Genomic DNA, 15,836 nt, shown 5'->3' with positions numbered 1-15,836 from the left:
GGGTGTCCTTCCGCGATCGAGAGGAGTTTTCCTAGGAAAAGGATCTTCTTGGAATCCAAGGCAATTCCGACATGACGTTACCGCACCTCGACCGGTCCTCTTCACCCAGCCTGTCCTACTTGACGGCGTCGTGTTCGGCGCGGGCCGCGATGTTGGCGGCCATCGACCCGAACACCACCCCGTGGAAGGGCGTCACCGCCCACCAGTACAGGTGGCCCGGTAGCCCACGGGGATGGAAGAGCGCCCTCTGGTGGTACACCGTGCGCCCTCCCACCCGGGCCACACCCAGCTCCAACCAGGCCGGGCCGGGTAACCGCATCTCCGCGCGCAACCGCAGCAACCGACCAGGAACGATCTCCTCCACGCGCCAGGAGTCCAGCGAGTCCCCCACCCGCAGGCGTCGGGGGTCCCGGCGACCACGACGCGGCCCCACCCCGCCGACGGCCAGGTCGATCCAGCCCCGGGCGGCCCAGGCGAGCGGCCACGAATACCAGCCCCGCCGCCCACCGATCCCCTCGATCACCCGCCACACGTCCTCGGCCGGGGCGTCCACGACCCGGGCACGACGATCGGTGTACAGGCTGCCCCCGGACCAATCGGGATCGGTGGGCAACGGGTCCGAGGGGGCGCTGGGCCAAGCCGCCGATGACCATCGGGTGTCCACCCGGTCCTCGTCGATCCTGCGCAAGGCCAGCGCCACCGCACGATCGAACCCGATCCGCTCGTGGTCGTCCACCAGGTCGGACAGTTCGTCCTGTTCGACCACCGCGTCATGGCGCAGCGACTCCACCAGGGGACGCGCCACGGCGGGCGGCACCGGCGTGATCAGCCCCACCCACAGACTCGACAGCCCGGGTGACAGGACGGGTACCGGAAGCACGAGCCGGCGGGCCAGACCCGCCTCGGCGGCGAAGCGCTGGATCATCTCCGTGTAGTCGAGCACCTCGGGTCCACCGATGTCGAAGGTGCGATCGGTGTCGGCCGGTAGCGTGTCGGCCAGGACCAGCAGGCGCAGCACGTCGCGGACGGCGATCGGCTGTACCCGGCTGTGCACCCATCGGGGCGTGGTCATGGCCGGCAAACGTTCGGTGAGGTGCCGCAGCATCTCGAAGGACGCCGACCCCGAACCGAGGATCACCGCGGCGCGCAACACCACGGTGGGCACCGGCCCGGCCTGGAGCAGATCGGCGACCTCCTTGCGGGAGGCCATGTGCGCGGACAACTCCTGCCCCTGGGGAGCGAGTCCGCCCAGGTAGACCACCCGACCCGCGTCCGCCTCCCCCGCCGCCCGGGCGAAGGTGCGGGCGCCCTGGGCGTCGGTGCTCTCGAAGTCGCCTCCCTTGCCCATGGAGTGCACCAGGTAATAGGCGACGTCGACTCCGTTCAGGGCCTCGACGAGCCCCTCCCCCGAGACCACGTCACCGCGGACCACCTCGACCCGTTCCCGCCAGGGGTGGTCACGGAGCTTCTCCGGGCTCCGGGCCAGGCAGCGCACCCGGTACCCGGACTCCAGTAGTTCGGGGACCAGTCGGCCACCGATGTACCCGCTGGCGCCGGTGACCAGCGCCAGACGGCCCGGTTCGGCCACGGCGTTCACTCGCCGGTCCGACGGTGGCGACCAGGTGACTTCAGCGCGCTCGCACCGCCGGGTGCGCCCCGGCGCCCGGCCTCGTGTCCGGCTCGGTACACGGGGTCGTCACCGCCTTCCCGAGCACGCGGCGCACCGTCCTCGGCACGGGTCGACGCACCTTCGTGCTCCGCACGCGGCGCCGGCACCCGGCCATGGTGCTTGGACTCCCGGTGCATGCGGTAGGGGTTGTCCTCGGTCAGGCCGCCACTGAACCGGCCGTACATGCCGAAGGTCATCACCAGCAGTCCCACGACGAAGCTGAAGATGACGTTGGGCATCGAGAAGGCCAGGATGTTGAAGTCGGTGCTCATCAGGAAGAGGTTGGCGAGGCCGCTGACGATGAACCCGACACCGACCACGACGCACACGGTGGAGGCGAAGGTTCCGCCCAACACCATCGCGCCCACCAACAACGAACCGATGGCGATCGAGAGGAAGCTCAGTGCCCCGTTGGTGGACAGTCCGGCGATCACCTCGCCCTGGGTGTCGAACAACGGAAGCCTGATCATCATCCCCGCGATGCCGAAACCGATCAGGATCAGCCCGGTGAGCCCGGCACCGATCCGGTAGACGAGATCGAGTCGTCGATCCGCCCGTCTTTCGGTGTGCAGTCGCATGTTGCCGCCCCTTTCTCCGACCGGAATCGGAAAGATCCGGATCGAACCGATCAGGGGAACGCGGCTCCGGAAGGTGCGGGCGATCCGTCCCACGTCCACCGCTGTGTGATCCAGGATTCCCCGAACGCACCCCTCCCAACCGGACGAGAAGACACTCGCCTCCCGGGAGGAACAGCAGGTCACGGCGGTGGAATCACCCGTCGGCGCCTGCGGCGTCCCGACCGGACGCGCCGACGCGGGTGCGCAGGGTGTGCCACAGGTGATCGAGGGTGGTGCGGGTCATGGCCGCCACCGGAGTGGTCAGACCCATGCGCAACTCCTTCGGCAGGCGGGAGGTTCCGTCCAGGAAGGCCAGCACCTCGCCGAGTCGGTTACCGGCGAAGAGCCGCTCGAAGAAGTCGGCACCCTCCACCCGGCCGCTGTCCAACGCCGCGAGCATGATGGCGTCCATGGTCAGGTGCCGGGAACGGTAGGGAACCGGTGGCACCGGTGTCCGGTCGGCGGCCAGGGCCTCGGCCACCGCCGCGGTCTGTCGGGCCACCCCGCTGAACGTGTAGCCGGTGGAGGGCCGGGTCGCACCGCCCGCGGTGCCGATGCGGAACAGGCGCCGTCCGGTCCGGGTGGAAAAGGGCGCGTCGGTCATCGGGATGACTCCCTGTTCCGTGGCGCCGACCTCGACCTCCCCCAGACCGGCCTGGGCGCAGTAGGCGGTGAGCGCCTTCTCGTACTCCGCGGTGGTCAGGGCGGCGCGGCCGAATTCGGTGTACTCCACCAGCGCCTCACGCGAGGACAGCGGCAGTACGTAGCCGAAGGCGACGCCGGTACGGGGTTGCTCCGGGCGCAGGTCCATGAGGATGGCCGACCCCGGGTCGAAGGTCTCGCGCGGCAGGCGCACGAACCAGCCCCGGAAGTGCTGGAGCAGGGTGGTGCGCCCGCCCGGAGGCATGGCCGCAGGACGGGAGTCGAAGACCCAGCGGGCGGTCAGGGTCGTCTCGGTACCGTCGGGTCCGGTGGCGTGGACCGTCGCGTGCTCGGGCCCGTCGATCAGTCCGGTCACGTACAGCGCCCGCGTCCGCAGGTGCTCGTCGGCGTGGTCGCGGACGTGGGCGGCCATGTCGGCCGAACGCAACATCTTGTACACGTAGGGATCGGCCGGGGAACGGTACTCGGTACCGCCGGACCCCACCACGGTCAGGTCGCGCCACCGCGCCGTCAACAGGTCGTCCCAAGGACCTCCGTCCGGTTCCCAGAAGCACCAGGTGCGCGGAGGCGGCGTGTGCTCTCCCACCGGAGGCTCCAGCAGGGCGGTGCGCAGGGGACGCCCGCGTCGTTCGTTGACCGCGCCCATGCGATGGGAGAGGGTGAGCCCCGCAGCTCCCCCGCCGATGATCACCACGTCGTAGTCGGTCATGGCCCCAGCATGCCGGGGCACTCGGGAGAACGCGAGAACACCGACGAACACACGTGGGAGCGCCATGACCACCACGACGGGTCGGATGAAGACCGCAGCGGTCACCGACGAGTTCGATCACGCGGCCGGCGCCTACGACCGATTGGTCGGCGCCAACCCGGGTTACCACCGGGATCTGCGCAGGTCCGTGCGGCGGCTGCGGTTGCCGGACCGGGGCGAGGGGATGCGTCTGCTGGATCTGGGCTGTGGGACCGGAGCCTCCACCGCGGCGCTGCTCGCCGCCGCGCCCAAGGCCCGGATCGTGGCGGTGGACGCCTCCCAGGGCATGCTCGACGCCGCACGGGCCAAGACCTGGGACGGCGACGTCGTCTTCCATCGGGCCCGGGCCGAGGAACTGTCCTCCGCCTGGGCGCACGAACGACTGGGCGGGCCGGCGGACGCGGTGCTCGGCGCCTACCTGATCCGCAACGTGCCCGACCCCGACGCACTGCTGAGGTCGGTCCTGGAGATATTGCGTCCCGGTGGCCGGCTGGCCCTGCACGAGTACTCGGTGGCCGATTCACCGTCCGCGCGGGCGGTGTGGACGGCCGTGTGCTGGGGGGTGATCATCCCCTCCGGCAGGGCGTTGGCCGGGCGGGCGGACCTGTTCCGCTACCTGTGGCGCAGTGTGCTGGAGTTCGACGGCAGGCGGGAGTTGCTCGCGCGTATGCGGGCCATCGGGCTGGAGTCGGTGGCCAGCGCCCCCTTGACGGGCTGGCAGTACGGGATCACGCACACCTTCGTCGGTTCCCGTCCGGGAGGCGCCTGGTGAGCGGTGACGTCCACGACTCCGCCGCCGAGGCGCTCCCGGCGCCCGAACCCGTGGGACCACGCCCGGAGCACACGCCCCGGGTGGCGGTGGTGGGCGGCGGCATCGCCGGACTCGCCACCGCACGCGCCCTGGTCGAACGCGGGATCGAGGTGACGGTCCTCGAACGCGAGGAAGGCCTGGGTGGGCGGCTGCGCGGGTGGGAGACCACCCTGGCCGACGGCTCCACGGCGACGATGAGCCGCGGCTTCCACGCCTTCTTCCGGCAGTACTACAACCTGCGTACGCTGCTACGTCACGGCGACCCCGAGATCTCCGCCCTGGTGCCGTTGACGGACTACCCGTTGGTGCACGCCTCGGGTATGGCCGACCGTTTCTCCGGGCTTCCGAGCACCCCGCCGTGGAACGCCGCCGTACTGACCGCCACCAGCCGAAGCTTCCCGGTCCGGGAGTTGGCCGGGGTGAACGTGCCCGCCGCCCTCCAACTACTGGACGTGGACGTACCGGGTGTGTACGAACGCCTGGACCACCTGAGCGCTCGTGACCTGTTGGAGGTGACCCGGTTCCCGACCAGCGCCCGTCACCTGGCCTTCGAGGTGTTCAGCCGTAGTTTCTTCGCCGAGCCCGAGCGCCTGTCGGCGGCGGAGATGGCGGTGATGTTCCACATCTACTTCCTCGGCTCCTCCGAGGGACTGGTGTTCGACGTGCCACGTTCACCCTTTCCCCAGGCACTGTGGGACCCCCTCGCCAAACGTCTGCGCGCGGCCGGGGTGGTCTTCCACCACGGAGCGCGGGTGGAGGGCGTCGTCCCCGAAGGGCCGGGCGGGGCCACGGTGTCCTGGACCGACCAGGGCCGGGAGCGGAGTGAACGTTTCGACGGGGTGGTGCTGGCCACCGACCCGGGCGGCCTGCGCGAGGTGGTGGCCCGCTCCCCCGCACTCGGCGACAGGACCTGGCGGGAACAGGTGGCGGCGCTGCCTTCGGCACCACCGTTCCTGGTCTCCCGCTACTGGACGGACCGACCGGTGCGCGCGCACCGGCAGGCGTTCCTGGGCACCGCCGGGCACCCCACGCTGGACAACATCAGCGTGTTGGAACGTTACGAGGACCAGGCGGCCGCTTGGGCACGGCGCACCGGTGGTTCGGTCGTGGAACTGCACGCCTACGCCCTGCCCCAAGGCTGCGATCCGGTGGCCGAGCAGGTGTCGCTGTGGAAACAGGCCCTGGCGGTCTACCCCGAACTTCGTGAGGCGAGGGTGGTGGACTCCCGCCACGAACTGCGCCAGGACTGTCCGTTGTTCCCACCCGGCGGCCACGGCGAACGTTGCACGGTGGCCACGCCCGACCCGTGGCTGGTGGTGGCCGGGGACCACGTACGAGTGGACCTCCCGGTGGCGTTGATGGAACGCGCGGCCACCAGCGGTGTGCTGGCCGCCAACGCCCTGCTCACCCGGTGGGGCCGGTGGGGGCACGCCGTGTGGAGTGTGCCCCGCCAGGGCCGGTTCGCGCCGTTGCGCGCCCTGGCCCGGTCCCTGCGTCAGCCGGGCCATCGCCCGGAGGCTCGCAGCAGGTAGCGGCGTTCGGCGTAGGCGAGGTCGTCGCGCCACAGGCGGCGGGCGGTCAGGCGCATCACGGGGCGGACCGCACCGGCGATCCTGCGCGCGAACGCGAAACCGGTGCGGTCGGAGGCCGCGACCGTCGCCTCGATGACGGCGGTGCGCGGCACCCCGCGTTCGTCCACGCCCAGCGGCGTGGCGTGGGTCTCCACCACGCTGCCCTCCCCTTCGCCCTCGATGACGCGCATGACCACCGTGCGCGGTTCGGGGCAGGCGAACTCGGCGCGTACCGGCACACCCCACCGACCGGCCACCTTGAAACCCACGTCCACCACCATCCGGTCCGGATCGGGATCGGGGCCGCTCGGTATCTCGGTGACCCGCAATCCCACGAAGGAGTAGGGGTGGAACCAGGAACCGTGCCAGGGGTCGAGCCGGTTGGCGACCACGTCCTCGGGTTCGCACCGACCCGCCAGACTCTCCACCGCGGCGATGCTGCGAGCCGACGCGGGACGTTCGGGCACCACGGGTGCGTCCAGCGGTTCCTCACCGCCCACGTGGTCCAGGCGCACCCACACCAACACTCCGTCGTCGTGGGCGGGGTAGGGGCTCCAGCCGGGGAAACCCTCGGAGCCCAGGGACAACCCGTGCCAGCGGCACACCAGGCGGCCCTGGTCCACCGCACCCCGGCACAGGGGCGCTCCCAGGTGCGGGCAGGCCCCCGGGCCGGCGTGCACGGACCCGTCAGAGGTGCGCCAGGCCACCAGTTCGGTGCCGGCCACCATCCGACCGAAGGGTCGGTCGGAGCGCACCTCCTCGGACGCCGCCAGGACGTACCAGTTTCCGGACGGTCGGCCCAGAGCACGCTTGAGGGCGGCACCGATCACACCCGGGGACGCCTCCCGCCAGGTCGGTTCCTGTCGGGACCAGGCGTCTTTGGGCATACGGCGCAGCGGGAGCCGTCGGGGTTCGGGGTCGGGCAGGGGCATCTGCGTTCTCCTCAGGGAGTGGAACCGCCGTCCCGGGGTCGCGGGACGGCCCTCGCCCACAGTGAGCGGGCCAGAGCGGGCACGGCCGCCACCATCTTGCGGGCGTCGGACACCCGGTGGCGGACGCTCCACACGTCGAAGTCCGCCGCATCGATCTCGTCCAGGATGGCGCGATAGAGCCGGAAGGCGGTGGCGACACACGGGCGGGCGACGGGTTCGAGCATCCCCACCCCGGGTTCGGCCAGGCGATACAGGTCCTGGTTGACCTCCACCAGTTCGGCGATGGCCCGGCACACCCGCGGATCCGGGGCCCGCGCCAGGGTGCACTGTTCCAGCAGGGCGCGGTCGACCCCGTGTCCGGCGAGGACGTCGGTGGGCAGGTACACCCGTCCGCGCCTGAGGTCCTCGGCCACGTCGCGCAGGAAGTTGGTGAGTTGGAAGGCTTCACCCAGGGCGGCGGCGTGCGGTGCGGCCTCGTCCCGAGGCGTGACCGTGCCCAGGACCGGCAGGACCTGGAGTCCGATCACCGCGGCCGAGCCGTACATGTATTCGCGCAGGTGATCGAGGTCGCGGTATTCGGTCACCTCCAAGTCCATGCGCATGGAGGACATGAAGGTGGTGAAGTGCTCGGCCGGCAGTTCGTAGCGGTCCACGGTGTGCGCCAAGGCGCGCAGCACCGGTTCCTCCGGTTCGCTTCCGGCCAGGACGAGGGCCAGATCGGCGTCGACGCGGTCCAGCCGTGCGCGTTGGTCCTCGACGGTGACCCCGGGGCCCGGTTCGTCGACGATGTCGTCCACCCAGCGGGCGAACCCGTAGAGCGCGTGGATGCCGGGGCGGCGTTCGGGCGGCAGCACCCGGGTGGCCGTGTAGTAGGTACGGCCATGGTGGGCGTGCAGGTCCCGGCAGCGCAGGTAATCGTCGCGCAGACGTTCCGAGGTGATCCCGGCCGCGTTCAGTTCGGCGGTGGCCGTGCTCATCGTCGTCCCCGTCGTGTCGAGGCGGCCAGTACTCGCGCGGCCGCCAGTTTTCCCGAGATCAGCACCGTGGGCAGACCCACGCCGGGAGTGGTGCCACAACCCGCGAGGACGGCGTTGGTGGTACCGGCCATGACGTTGCGGGGCCGGAACGGGCCGGTCTGGGCGAAGGTGTGCGCCAGGGAGAACGGGGTGCCGTGGGCCATGCCCTGGCGGGCCCAGTCGGCGGGGGTGACCATCCGCTCGGCGCGGATCGAGGCGTCGAGCCCGGTCAGCCCGCGTTCTTCGAGGGTTCCGATGAGTTCGTCCCGGTAACGCGAACCCTCCCGATCCCAGTCGATGTCGCCCGCGTCGAGATTGGGCGCGGGCGCCAGGACGTAGAGCAGGTGGTGGCCGTCCGGGGCCAGGGAGGGATCGGTGAGGGTGGGTTGGGTGACCAGCAGTGAGGGATCGCTCATCGTGCGGCCCTGGTCGATGATCTCGGCGAAGGTGCGTTCCCACTGGCGACCGAAGGAGATGGTGTGGTGGGACAGGTGCTCCCACGTGCGGTCGATGCCCAGATGGAGCACCACCGCCGAGGGCGAGAAACGGTGCGGGACCAGGCGTCGGGGCCGGCGCCCCAGGAGACGGTGGGCGGCGGGCAGGTCAACGGTCAGCACGACCTGGTCGCAGGCCAGGCGCTCACCCTGGTCGGTCACCACCGCTGTGACCCGCTCCCCCGACCGTTCCAGGCGTGTCACGGACTCGCCGTAGCGCAGCCGCGCCCCCGCTTTGGCGGCGGCGCCGGCCATCGCCTCGCCGATCGCACGCATCCCGCCTCGCGGGAAGTGGACGCCCGCGATGGTGTCCATGTAGGCGATGACGGCGTAGGCGGCCAGGGCGCGTTCGGGAGCCACCCCGGCGTAGAGGGACTGGAACGAGAAGACGCGGCGCAGCCGCTCGTCCTCGATGTGCCGGCCGACGGCGGACGCCAGACGACCGAAACCGCCCAGTGCGGCCAGCCGGACCAGGTCGGGGCCGAGCAGCTCCAGGGGCGAGTCGAAGTCGGTGTCGATGAACGAGCGCATCTCCACCTCGTGCAGGCGGGTGAGCCACTCGCGCAGGCGCAGGTAGCCCACGGCTTCGCGTGTTCCGGCGAACCGGGCCACCTCGGCGGTCATACGACGGCGATCGGTGTGCACGTCGATGGTGGCCCCGTCGGCGAAGTTCGCACGGTAGGCGGGGGCCAGCGGTACGAGGTCGAGGCGGTCGCGCAGGCTCTCCCCGACGGCGGCGAAGGCCTCGTCCAGGAGTTCGGGCATGGTCAGGACGGTGGGTCCGGTGTCCACCCGAAAGCCGTCCATGTCGAGGCGGCCGGCACGTCCGCCCGGGTACTCCTCTCGTTCGACGATCACCACGTCACGGCCGGCGCCCAGCAGGTGCAGGGCGCACGAGAGGCCGGATAGTCCGGCGCCCACGAGGACCACGGGTGCGCGGCCGGTTCGCGAGTGGACCGAAGGCCGGCTCGGGGTCGGGGCAGGTTTCACAGATTCCACTTCCGGACGTGTTCGGCTTCGGGCTCAGGTACGCGCCGCGCTGTCGGCGAAGCCGGTCAGTCCGGCGCGCACGGCCGGGTCGAGGTCGAGGAGGGCGAGGTGGGCCACGCCCCGGTCGACCAGATCCCGGCAGCGTCGTCGCACCAGGTCGCGTGCGCCCAGACGGTCGAGGACGAGTGCGACTTCGGTCGTGTTCACCGGGGCGGCCCCGACACTTTCCAACAGGTCCAGGGCAGCGGTGTCCCCGTGTTCTCGTGCCAGGTCGATGCCGGACGCGAGGAGCATCGTGTTCGTGCCCTGTGCGAGGTCCTCCCCCGGCACCTTTCCGGTTCGGGACGGATCACCGTAGACGTCCATGAGGTCGTCGCGGAGTTGGAAGGCCACGCCCACGTCGGCGCCGTACTCGCGCAGCGCCGCGATGATCGCGGCCGGGGCTCCCGCCATGACGGCGCCCAGGTGCAGGGGACGCTCGACGGTGTAGGAGGCGGTCTTGAGCCGATCGGTCCGCAGGGCGACGCTCACCGAACGTTCGGCGCGCGCCTGGGAAAGCAGGTCGAGGTACTGGCCGACCATCACCTCGGTGCGCATGTCGCGCCACACACGATGGGCCTCGCCTCTGGTGGGCAGGGCGTCGAGGGCCTCGTGGAGCAGATCGTCGGCCCAGGCCAGGGCGAGGTCCCCGGTCAGGACCGCCATGGACTCGCCGTAGCGCGCCGGTTCGCCCCGGTAGGAACGTGACCGGTGGTCGGTGGCATGGGCGGCGTGCAGGGAGGGGACTCCCCGCCTGATGGGCGCGGAGTCCATCACGTCGTCGTGGACCAGGGCGAAGGTCTGGAGCACCTCCAAGGCGGAGGCCGCGGAGAGCGCCGCGTACGCCTCGGCCCCGTGGTCCGGGCCACCTCCGGCGAGCCAGCCCCACCAGGCCAGGGTCGACCTGACTCGTTTGCCGCCCAGGGTGAAGGAGACGATGCGTTCGGCCAGTTCACGGCCGCAGTCCGAGTCGAGGAAATCCACCTCGCGAACCCGCGGGCTCAGATGCCGGCGCAGGAGGTCGCCGACGGCCACGCGGACCCCACCGAGGTCCGTCGGCGGTGGTCGCCACTCCGTTCGCGGTGCTTCCGTCTTGAAGTCGACGATGACACTCTCCCTTGAGAAGGCCATATTGACGATTTATCTCGTTTTACCTGATTCTCATAAAACGAACTATCACACATCGCGTAGACTCTGGCCACCCAACACTTCGCACCCCCCTAAACTCGATCTCAGTGACCGGAGGTCCCGATCACCGTGACGCTGGGAGATGGATGAACACCCCGCCCAGAATCCGCCTCACCGGGCCCGAAGAGGCCGAGGACGCCAGGGTGGAAGCACCGGTGACGGAGACGGCCACCATGGAGCACCGCGAACCCCACGAGCCCGAGGGCGAGACGACCGACCCCCGCACGGGCCTGTACACAGCGCTGCAGACCGACGGTCAACAGCTGGCGGTACAGCTGGTGCGGTTGCTGCACCGCATGTCGGAGCGCTCGGGCATGAACCCCACCGACTTCCAGTGCTACACACTGCTGCGTGTGGCCGGCTCCATGACCCCCGGAGAGATCGCGGACAGCCTGTGCCTGTCCACGGGCTCGGTGACCGGTGTGATCGATCGGATGGAGGCGCACGGCCTGGTCGAACGCACACCCCACCCGCTGGACCGGCGCAAGGTCGCGGTGCGGCTGGTGAAAGGCGCGGAGCGACGGGCCACGGAGATCGCACCCGGGATGCGCGACGCGATGATCGCGCTGCACGAGGACTACTCGGTGGACGAGCTGAAGGTGATCGCGGACTGGGTGAGCAGGGCGAACGACACCCTAGAAGGCCTCATCGCCCAGCGCTCCCCACGCCGCGCGGGCTGACCCCACCGATCCGCCCCACGCCCCTCGGCCTCCTTCACCTACCCTGCCTGGAATCCGGCATGTCCGACATGATCCCCTTTGTTGGAGCTCTCCGTGTTGTGATGGTTGCTTTACTCCCCGGGAAGAAAACCTCTACCATCCCACGGGACCCATCCATGGCCGGAAGCAGGAACCGGCCCCCCCGACCCCCGACCGACGGGGCTGGGAAGGAGCCACCATCTCAACCCTGCGCAGGTACATCCGAGAACACACGAACCCACCGGTCTTCGCGGTCTCCGGGATCGTGATCCTCGTCTTCGTGGTTCTGGGTATCGCCTTCACCCAACCCCTGTTGGACACCGCGGGCGCGGCCCGCGACTGGATCGGTTCACAGCTGGGCTGGTTCTACGTCCTGTCCACCACCTTCTTCCTGGGCGCGGCGATCTTCCTGATGCTGAGCCGCTTCGGGAGGATCCGGCTCGGTCCGGACGACTCTCGACCGGAGTTCGGCACCATCGCCTGGTTCGCGATGCTCTTCACCACCGGTATGGGCATCGGCCTGGTCTTCTGGGGTGTGGCCGAGCCCGTCACCCACATGCACGAGCCGCGTGACTCGGCACTGGCTCCCGTCGTGCCCGAGGGCGGCGGGGAGGCGGTGCCCCAAGCCGACGCGGCCAGTACGGCGCTCGCCTCCAGCTTCTTCCACTGGAGCTTCCACCCGTGGGCGATCTACATCGCGCTCGGTATGTCCCTGGGCTACTTCGCCTTCCGCAAAGGCCTGCCGCTGCGGCCCGCTTCGGCGCTGTACCCACTGCTGGGTGACAAGGCCTTCGGCTGGCCCGGCAACCTGGTGGACATCCTTGCGGTGTTCGGCACCATCTTCGGCCTGGCGACCTCCCTGGGCCTGGGCACCCTACAGATCAACAGTGGTCTGTCCGAGGTGTTCGGCATCGCCAACAACTCGTTCACCCAGTCGATCATCATCATCGTCATCACCGGGATCGCCCTGTACAGCGTCGTCTCCGGGATCGACAAGGGCATGCGACGGCTGTCGGTGCTCAACCTGTGGTTGGCCTTCATCCTGCTGGCGATCATCTTCGCCGTGGGACCCAAGCTGTGGATCATCAGCACCATGGTCACCGGGGCGGGCGAATACCTGGGCAACCTGATCCCCTGGAGCATGTCCTTCCCGAGCCCGATGGCCGATGAGACCGCCGCGACCTTCACCACCACGTGGAGCGTCTTCTACTGGGGCTGGTGGATCTCCTGGGCGCCCTTCGTCGGCATCTTCCTGGCCCGGATCTCCTACGGGCGCACCATCCGTGAGTTCGTGCTCGGCGCGCTGTTCGGCCCGGTGCTGGTCTCGGTCCTGTGGTTCGGGGTGTTCGGTGGCTCGGGCATGTACTACGAGCTGTTCGGCGATGGCGGCTTCACGGACGGAGACGAGTCCGATGCCGCCTACCACCTGCTGGACGCGTTGCCACTGGGCCCGATATTCGCCGTGATCCTGTCGCTGTTCCTCATCCTCGTGGTGGCGATCTTCTTCATCACCTCCTCCGACTCCGGGTCGCTGGTGGTGGACATGCTCACCAACGGTGGCTCCACCAAACCGCTCAAGGTCCAGCGTGCCTTCTGGGCCATCAGCGAGGGGGCGGTCACACTCATCTTGTTGGTGCTGGGCGGGGCCAGTGCCCTCGACGCGCTCCAAGCGGCCTCCGTCGTCACCGGTCTGCCGTTCGCGGTGATCCTGATCTTCATGGTGTGGGGCCTGTTCAAGTCACTGGCCGAGGAACCCAAACCCGGGTCGCCCAAGAGACTGCGCGCCGAGGACCGGCCCCCACCCGAACAGCGAGAACGCTCCGGGAACATCCGCGTGGACAACCGCGAACGCGGCCGGACCGAAGAAGACGGGGACGAGAACACGCCTAGGGAAGGTGAGGCCACGTGAGCGCCAAGAGGTTCAACAACCCCTTCCACGGGGTCATCGACATGATCACGGAGATGAACCGCATCTCCGACACCATGTCGTCGATCGAGACCAGCCAGGCCGGTGACCGCGAACGCGGATTCGCCGACGCGTGGAGCCCGCCCACCGACATCCTGGCCCGTGGCCAGGACCTGGTGATCCGCTGCGAGGTTCCGGGGGTGTTCGAAGAGGACGCGGCGGTCACCTTCGACCACGGGGTCCTCACCATCAGCGGTGAGCGCCGTCGTGACGAGGTCGACGTCGACTACTACTCCTCGGAACGGTTCATGGGCACGTTCCGACGGGAGATCAGCCTCCCCGACGGTGTCCGCGAGGAGGACATCGAGGCCAGCTACGGCGAAGGGCTGCTGGAGGTGGTCGTGCACGGGGCCGCGAACCAGCGCAAGGCCAGGACGATCAACGTCTCCCGCCGCAGGCGCGGCTGAGAGCGGACCGCGCACGTGCGATGCGGGCGGGCCCCGTCGGAGGACCATCTCCGGCGGGGCCCGCGGCCTGTGCGGGGCCGGTTCCGGGCCGGTTCGCGTCTTCCGGGAACCGAACGGGCGCCGTGACCGACTCCCTTGGCGAACGGCCGCGTCCGGCGGCCCGCCCGAGGAGGCCACCATGCCCGTCCACCCCCGTACCCGTGCCCTGGGGGCCGCTCTGGCCCTCTCACTGGCCCTCGCCGGCTGCGGTGGCGGTACCGATGACGACGCCGAGGCCCGGGAGGGCGGCGCTGAGGAGACCGAGAACGCCCCCGCCGCGGGCTCCCTCGGACTCGACGACCCCTGGATCAAGGCGGCCACCATCGAGGACGGCATGACGGCGGTCTTCGGCGCACTGGTCAACGAAGGCGACACCGAGGTCACCGTCGTCGCCGCCTCCCACGAAGACGCCGAGACCGTCGAACTGCACGAGGTCACCACCCAGGGCGCGGACGCCACCATGAGCGAACGGGAGGGCGGGTTCCCGGTCCCGGCGAACGGAACGCTCCAACTGGAACCCGGTGGGGACCACATCATGCTCATGGGGCTGACCGCCGACCTGGAGCCCGGCGCGGAGTCCACCGTCACCGTGGAACTTTCCGACGGGTCGACCACCACGTTCACCGCGGTGGTCAAGGAGCACGCGGGCGCCAACGAGGAGTACGAGGGCGACCACGAGGAGCACGGAGGGGATCACTGATGACCGGCCCGCGGGAAAGGGCCGAGGACGCCTCGGCGGGCGGGTCCGGTGGGGGCCGGTGGAGCCGTCGAGGCCTGCTGTTGGCCGGCGCCACCGCCGGGGTCGGGGCCTTGGGAGGTGCGGTCGCCGGCCGTTCGACCGCACCCACGCCCGAACCGGCGGGTCCTCCCCCGCCGCACGGGGAGGACACCGTGCCCTTCCACGGAACCCACCAGGCCGGGATCGAGACCCCGCCACAGGCAAACGTCCGCCTCCTCGGTCTGGACCTGGCACCCGACACCGACGCCGAAGGGGTACGCCGACTGCTGTCCCTGCTCGGTGACGACGTGGCCCGATTGAGCCGGGGCGAGGGCGCGCTCGCCGACACCGAACCGGAGCTGGCGGCGACGCCCGCCCGGCTCACGGTGACCTTCGGGTTCGGCCGGGGTCTGGTGGAACGCGTGGCTCCCGACGCCGTGCCGTCCTGGCTCACCGATCTGCCCGACTTCGAACACGACGCGCTGCGCTCGGAATGGGGCCAGACCGACCTGCTACTCCAGGTGTGCTCGGACGACCCCGTGACCGTGGCGCACGCGGCGCGGGTCCTGCTCCGGGACGCCCGCGCCCATACGCGGACGCGGTGGGTCCAGGACGGGTTCCGCCGCGCCCACGGTTCGGAACGGGAGGGCGCCACCATGCGCAACCTCATGGGCCAGGTGGACGGAACGGTCAACCCGGTGCCGGGAACGGAGGACTTCGACCATCTGGTGTGGTCCGAGGACGGCCCGGGGTGGCTCACCGGCGGCACGTCGCTGGTGCTGCGCCGGATCGCCACCCACCTGGACACGTGGGACGAGTTGGACCGTCCCGCCCGCGAGGCGGTGATCGGACGCCGATTGGCCGACGGTTCCCCGCTCACCGGGGAGAACGAGCACGACGAACCCGACTTCACCGCCACCGACGCCGGCGGGCTCACCGTGATCGCGGACTTCGCGCACATCCGTCGGGCCCGCTCCGAGGACCCCGAGGAACGGGTGTTCCGCCGGGGCTACAACTACGACGACGCCGCGTCCGGAGAGTCGGGCCTGCTGTTCGTGTGCTTCCAGTCCGATCCGGTGCGACGGTTCGTGCCCATCCAACGCCGGTTGGACGAACTGGACCTGCTCAACGAGTGGGTGAGCGCGGTGGGTTCCGCGGTCTACGCCGTTCCGCCCGGGTGCGAGGAGGGCGGTTTCGTCGGCCAGAACCTGTGGAAGGGCTGAGGAACCACCGGAACAGCGATGGGGCGGCCCCTCTCAGTGAGAGGGGC

The 15,836-nt window shown here is 70.2% G+C and carries 14 protein-coding genes; 7 read left to right on the top strand and 7 right to left on the bottom strand.

Annotated features, from left to right (window positions below; all coding sequences use genetic code 11):
* Window positions 1–115: 115 nt before the first annotated feature.
* From BQ8420_RS15575 to BQ8420_RS15565, 3 genes are all read right to left on the bottom strand, one after another.
* Entirely contained in the window at window positions 116–1,588 is a 1,473-nt protein-coding gene (locus BQ8420_RS15575) for an SDR family oxidoreductase (protein WP_200815952.1), read from the bottom strand.
* Between the two features lie 5 nt (window positions 1,589–1,593).
* Window positions 1,594–2,247, bottom strand: coding sequence for a DUF4383 domain-containing protein (locus BQ8420_RS15570; RefSeq protein ID WP_087099933.1), 654 nt, complete (start codon window positions 2,245–2,247; stop codon window positions 1,594–1,596).
* A 193-nt stretch (window positions 2,248–2,440) separates the two neighbouring features.
* Complete coding sequence (locus BQ8420_RS15565; protein WP_087099932.1) at window positions 2,441–3,658, bottom strand: lycopene cyclase family protein; 1,218 nt, start codon at window positions 3,656–3,658, stop codon at window positions 2,441–2,443.
* A 64-nt stretch (window positions 3,659–3,722) separates the two neighbouring features.
* Between BQ8420_RS15565 and BQ8420_RS15560 the strand changes: the two genes are divergently transcribed.
* Complete coding sequence (locus tag BQ8420_RS15560; RefSeq protein WP_087099762.1) at window positions 3,723–4,469, top strand: class I SAM-dependent methyltransferase; 747 nt, start codon at window positions 3,723–3,725, stop codon at window positions 4,467–4,469.
* Window positions 4,466–6,040: an FAD-dependent oxidoreductase gene (locus BQ8420_RS15555; RefSeq protein ID WP_087099760.1), complete on the top strand. Its 1,575-nt coding sequence runs from the start codon at window positions 4,466–4,468 to the stop codon at window positions 6,038–6,040. Before BQ8420_RS15560 ends, BQ8420_RS15555 begins: the two co-directional genes overlap by 4 nt.
* Here the strand turns inward: BQ8420_RS15555 and BQ8420_RS15550 are convergent.
* The 4 genes from BQ8420_RS15550 to BQ8420_RS15535 form a co-directional block, all read right to left on the bottom strand.
* A complete protein-coding gene (locus BQ8420_RS15550) occupies window positions 6,004–7,011 on the bottom strand; it encodes a DUF5914 domain-containing protein (protein WP_087099758.1) in 1,008 nt (335 codons plus the stop codon). The two genes, BQ8420_RS15555 and BQ8420_RS15550, sit on opposite strands and share 37 nt — an antisense overlap.
* A gap of 11 nt (window positions 7,012–7,022) precedes the next feature.
* Window positions 7,023–7,988, bottom strand: coding sequence for a phytoene/squalene synthase family protein (locus tag BQ8420_RS15545; RefSeq protein ID WP_087099756.1), 966 nt, complete (start codon window positions 7,986–7,988; stop codon window positions 7,023–7,025).
* Window positions 7,985–9,451 carry a phytoene desaturase family protein gene (crtI, locus tag BQ8420_RS15540; protein WP_087099754.1) on the bottom strand — a complete coding sequence of 489 codons (1,467 nt, stop codon included), beginning with the start codon at window positions 9,449–9,451 and terminating at the stop codon, window positions 7,985–7,987. Before crtI ends, BQ8420_RS15545 begins: the two co-directional genes overlap by 4 nt.
* Window positions 9,452–9,544: 93 nt before the next feature.
* Window positions 9,545–10,681: a polyprenyl synthetase family protein gene (locus BQ8420_RS15535; protein ID WP_087099752.1), complete on the bottom strand. Its 1,137-nt coding sequence runs from the start codon at window positions 10,679–10,681 to the stop codon at window positions 9,545–9,547.
* A 230-nt stretch (window positions 10,682–10,911) separates the two neighbouring features.
* On the opposite strand from BQ8420_RS15535, the gene BQ8420_RS15530 reads away from it, so the two are divergent.
* The 5 genes from BQ8420_RS15530 to BQ8420_RS15510 all read left to right on the top strand — a co-directional run bounded on the left by BQ8420_RS15530 (window position 10,912) and on the right by BQ8420_RS15510 (window position 15,789).
* A complete protein-coding gene (locus BQ8420_RS15530) occupies window positions 10,912–11,418 on the top strand; it encodes a MarR family winged helix-turn-helix transcriptional regulator (RefSeq protein WP_235006279.1) in 507 nt (168 codons plus the stop codon).
* 283 nt (window positions 11,419–11,701) lie between these two features.
* Complete coding sequence (locus BQ8420_RS15525; protein ID WP_235006240.1) at window positions 11,702–13,345, top strand: BCCT family transporter; 1,644 nt, start codon at window positions 11,702–11,704, stop codon at window positions 13,343–13,345.
* Window positions 13,342–13,809: an Hsp20/alpha crystallin family protein gene (locus BQ8420_RS15520; RefSeq protein ID WP_087099746.1), complete on the top strand. Its 468-nt coding sequence runs from the start codon at window positions 13,342–13,344 to the stop codon at window positions 13,807–13,809. The genes BQ8420_RS15525 and BQ8420_RS15520 overlap by 4 nt, the downstream gene beginning before the upstream one ends.
* 178 nt (window positions 13,810–13,987) lie before the next feature.
* On the top strand, window positions 13,988–14,548 hold the full coding sequence (locus BQ8420_RS15515; RefSeq protein ID WP_087099744.1) for a copper chaperone PCu(A)C: 561 nt from the start codon (window positions 13,988–13,990) through the stop codon (window positions 14,546–14,548).
* Window positions 14,548–15,789 carry a Dyp-type peroxidase gene (locus BQ8420_RS15510; protein WP_087099743.1) on the top strand — a complete coding sequence of 414 codons (1,242 nt, stop codon included), beginning with the start codon at window positions 14,548–14,550 and terminating at the stop codon, window positions 15,787–15,789. Before BQ8420_RS15515 ends, BQ8420_RS15510 begins: the two co-directional genes overlap by 1 nt.
* The last annotated feature ends 47 nt before the right edge of the window (window positions 15,790–15,836 follow it).

The sequence above is a fragment of the Nocardiopsis sp. JB363 genome, assembly GCF_900143625.1.
In the GTDB taxonomy this organism is placed as follows: Bacteria; Actinomycetota; Actinomycetes; order Streptosporangiales; family Streptosporangiaceae; genus Nocardiopsis.
Note: the sequence above shows the minus strand (reverse complement) of the source record. Positions and strands in the feature narration are given on the sequence as shown.

Bases quoted from the DNA above. Each gene is read 5' to 3' on its own strand.
- BQ8420_RS15560 (WP_087099762.1), top strand. From the start codon at position 3,723: ATGACCACCACGACGGGTCGGATGAAGACCGCAGCGGTCACCGACGAG.
- BQ8420_RS15535 (WP_087099752.1), bottom strand. From the start codon at position 10,681: ATGGCCTTCTCAAGGGAGAGTGTCATCGTCGACTTCAAGACGGAAGCA.
- BQ8420_RS15545 (WP_087099756.1), bottom strand. From the start codon at position 7,988: ATGAGCACGGCCACCGCCGAACTGAACGCGGCCGGGATCACCTCGGAA.
- BQ8420_RS15510 (WP_087099743.1), top strand. From the start codon at position 14,548: ATGACCGGCCCGCGGGAAAGGGCCGAGGACGCCTCGGCGGGCGGGTCC.
- BQ8420_RS15530 (WP_235006279.1), top strand. From the start codon at position 10,912: ATGGAGCACCGCGAACCCCACGAGCCCGAGGGCGAGACGACCGACCCC.
- BQ8420_RS15570 (WP_087099933.1), bottom strand. From the start codon at position 2,247: ATGCGACTGCACACCGAAAGACGGGCGGATCGACGACTCGATCTCGTC.
- BQ8420_RS15515 (WP_087099744.1), top strand. From the start codon at position 13,988: ATGCCCGTCCACCCCCGTACCCGTGCCCTGGGGGCCGCTCTGGCCCTC.
- BQ8420_RS15550 (WP_087099758.1), bottom strand. From the start codon at position 7,011: ATGCCCCTGCCCGACCCCGAACCCCGACGGCTCCCGCTGCGCCGTATG.
- BQ8420_RS15565 (WP_087099932.1), bottom strand. From the start codon at position 3,658: ATGACCGACTACGACGTGGTGATCATCGGCGGGGGAGCTGCGGGGCTC.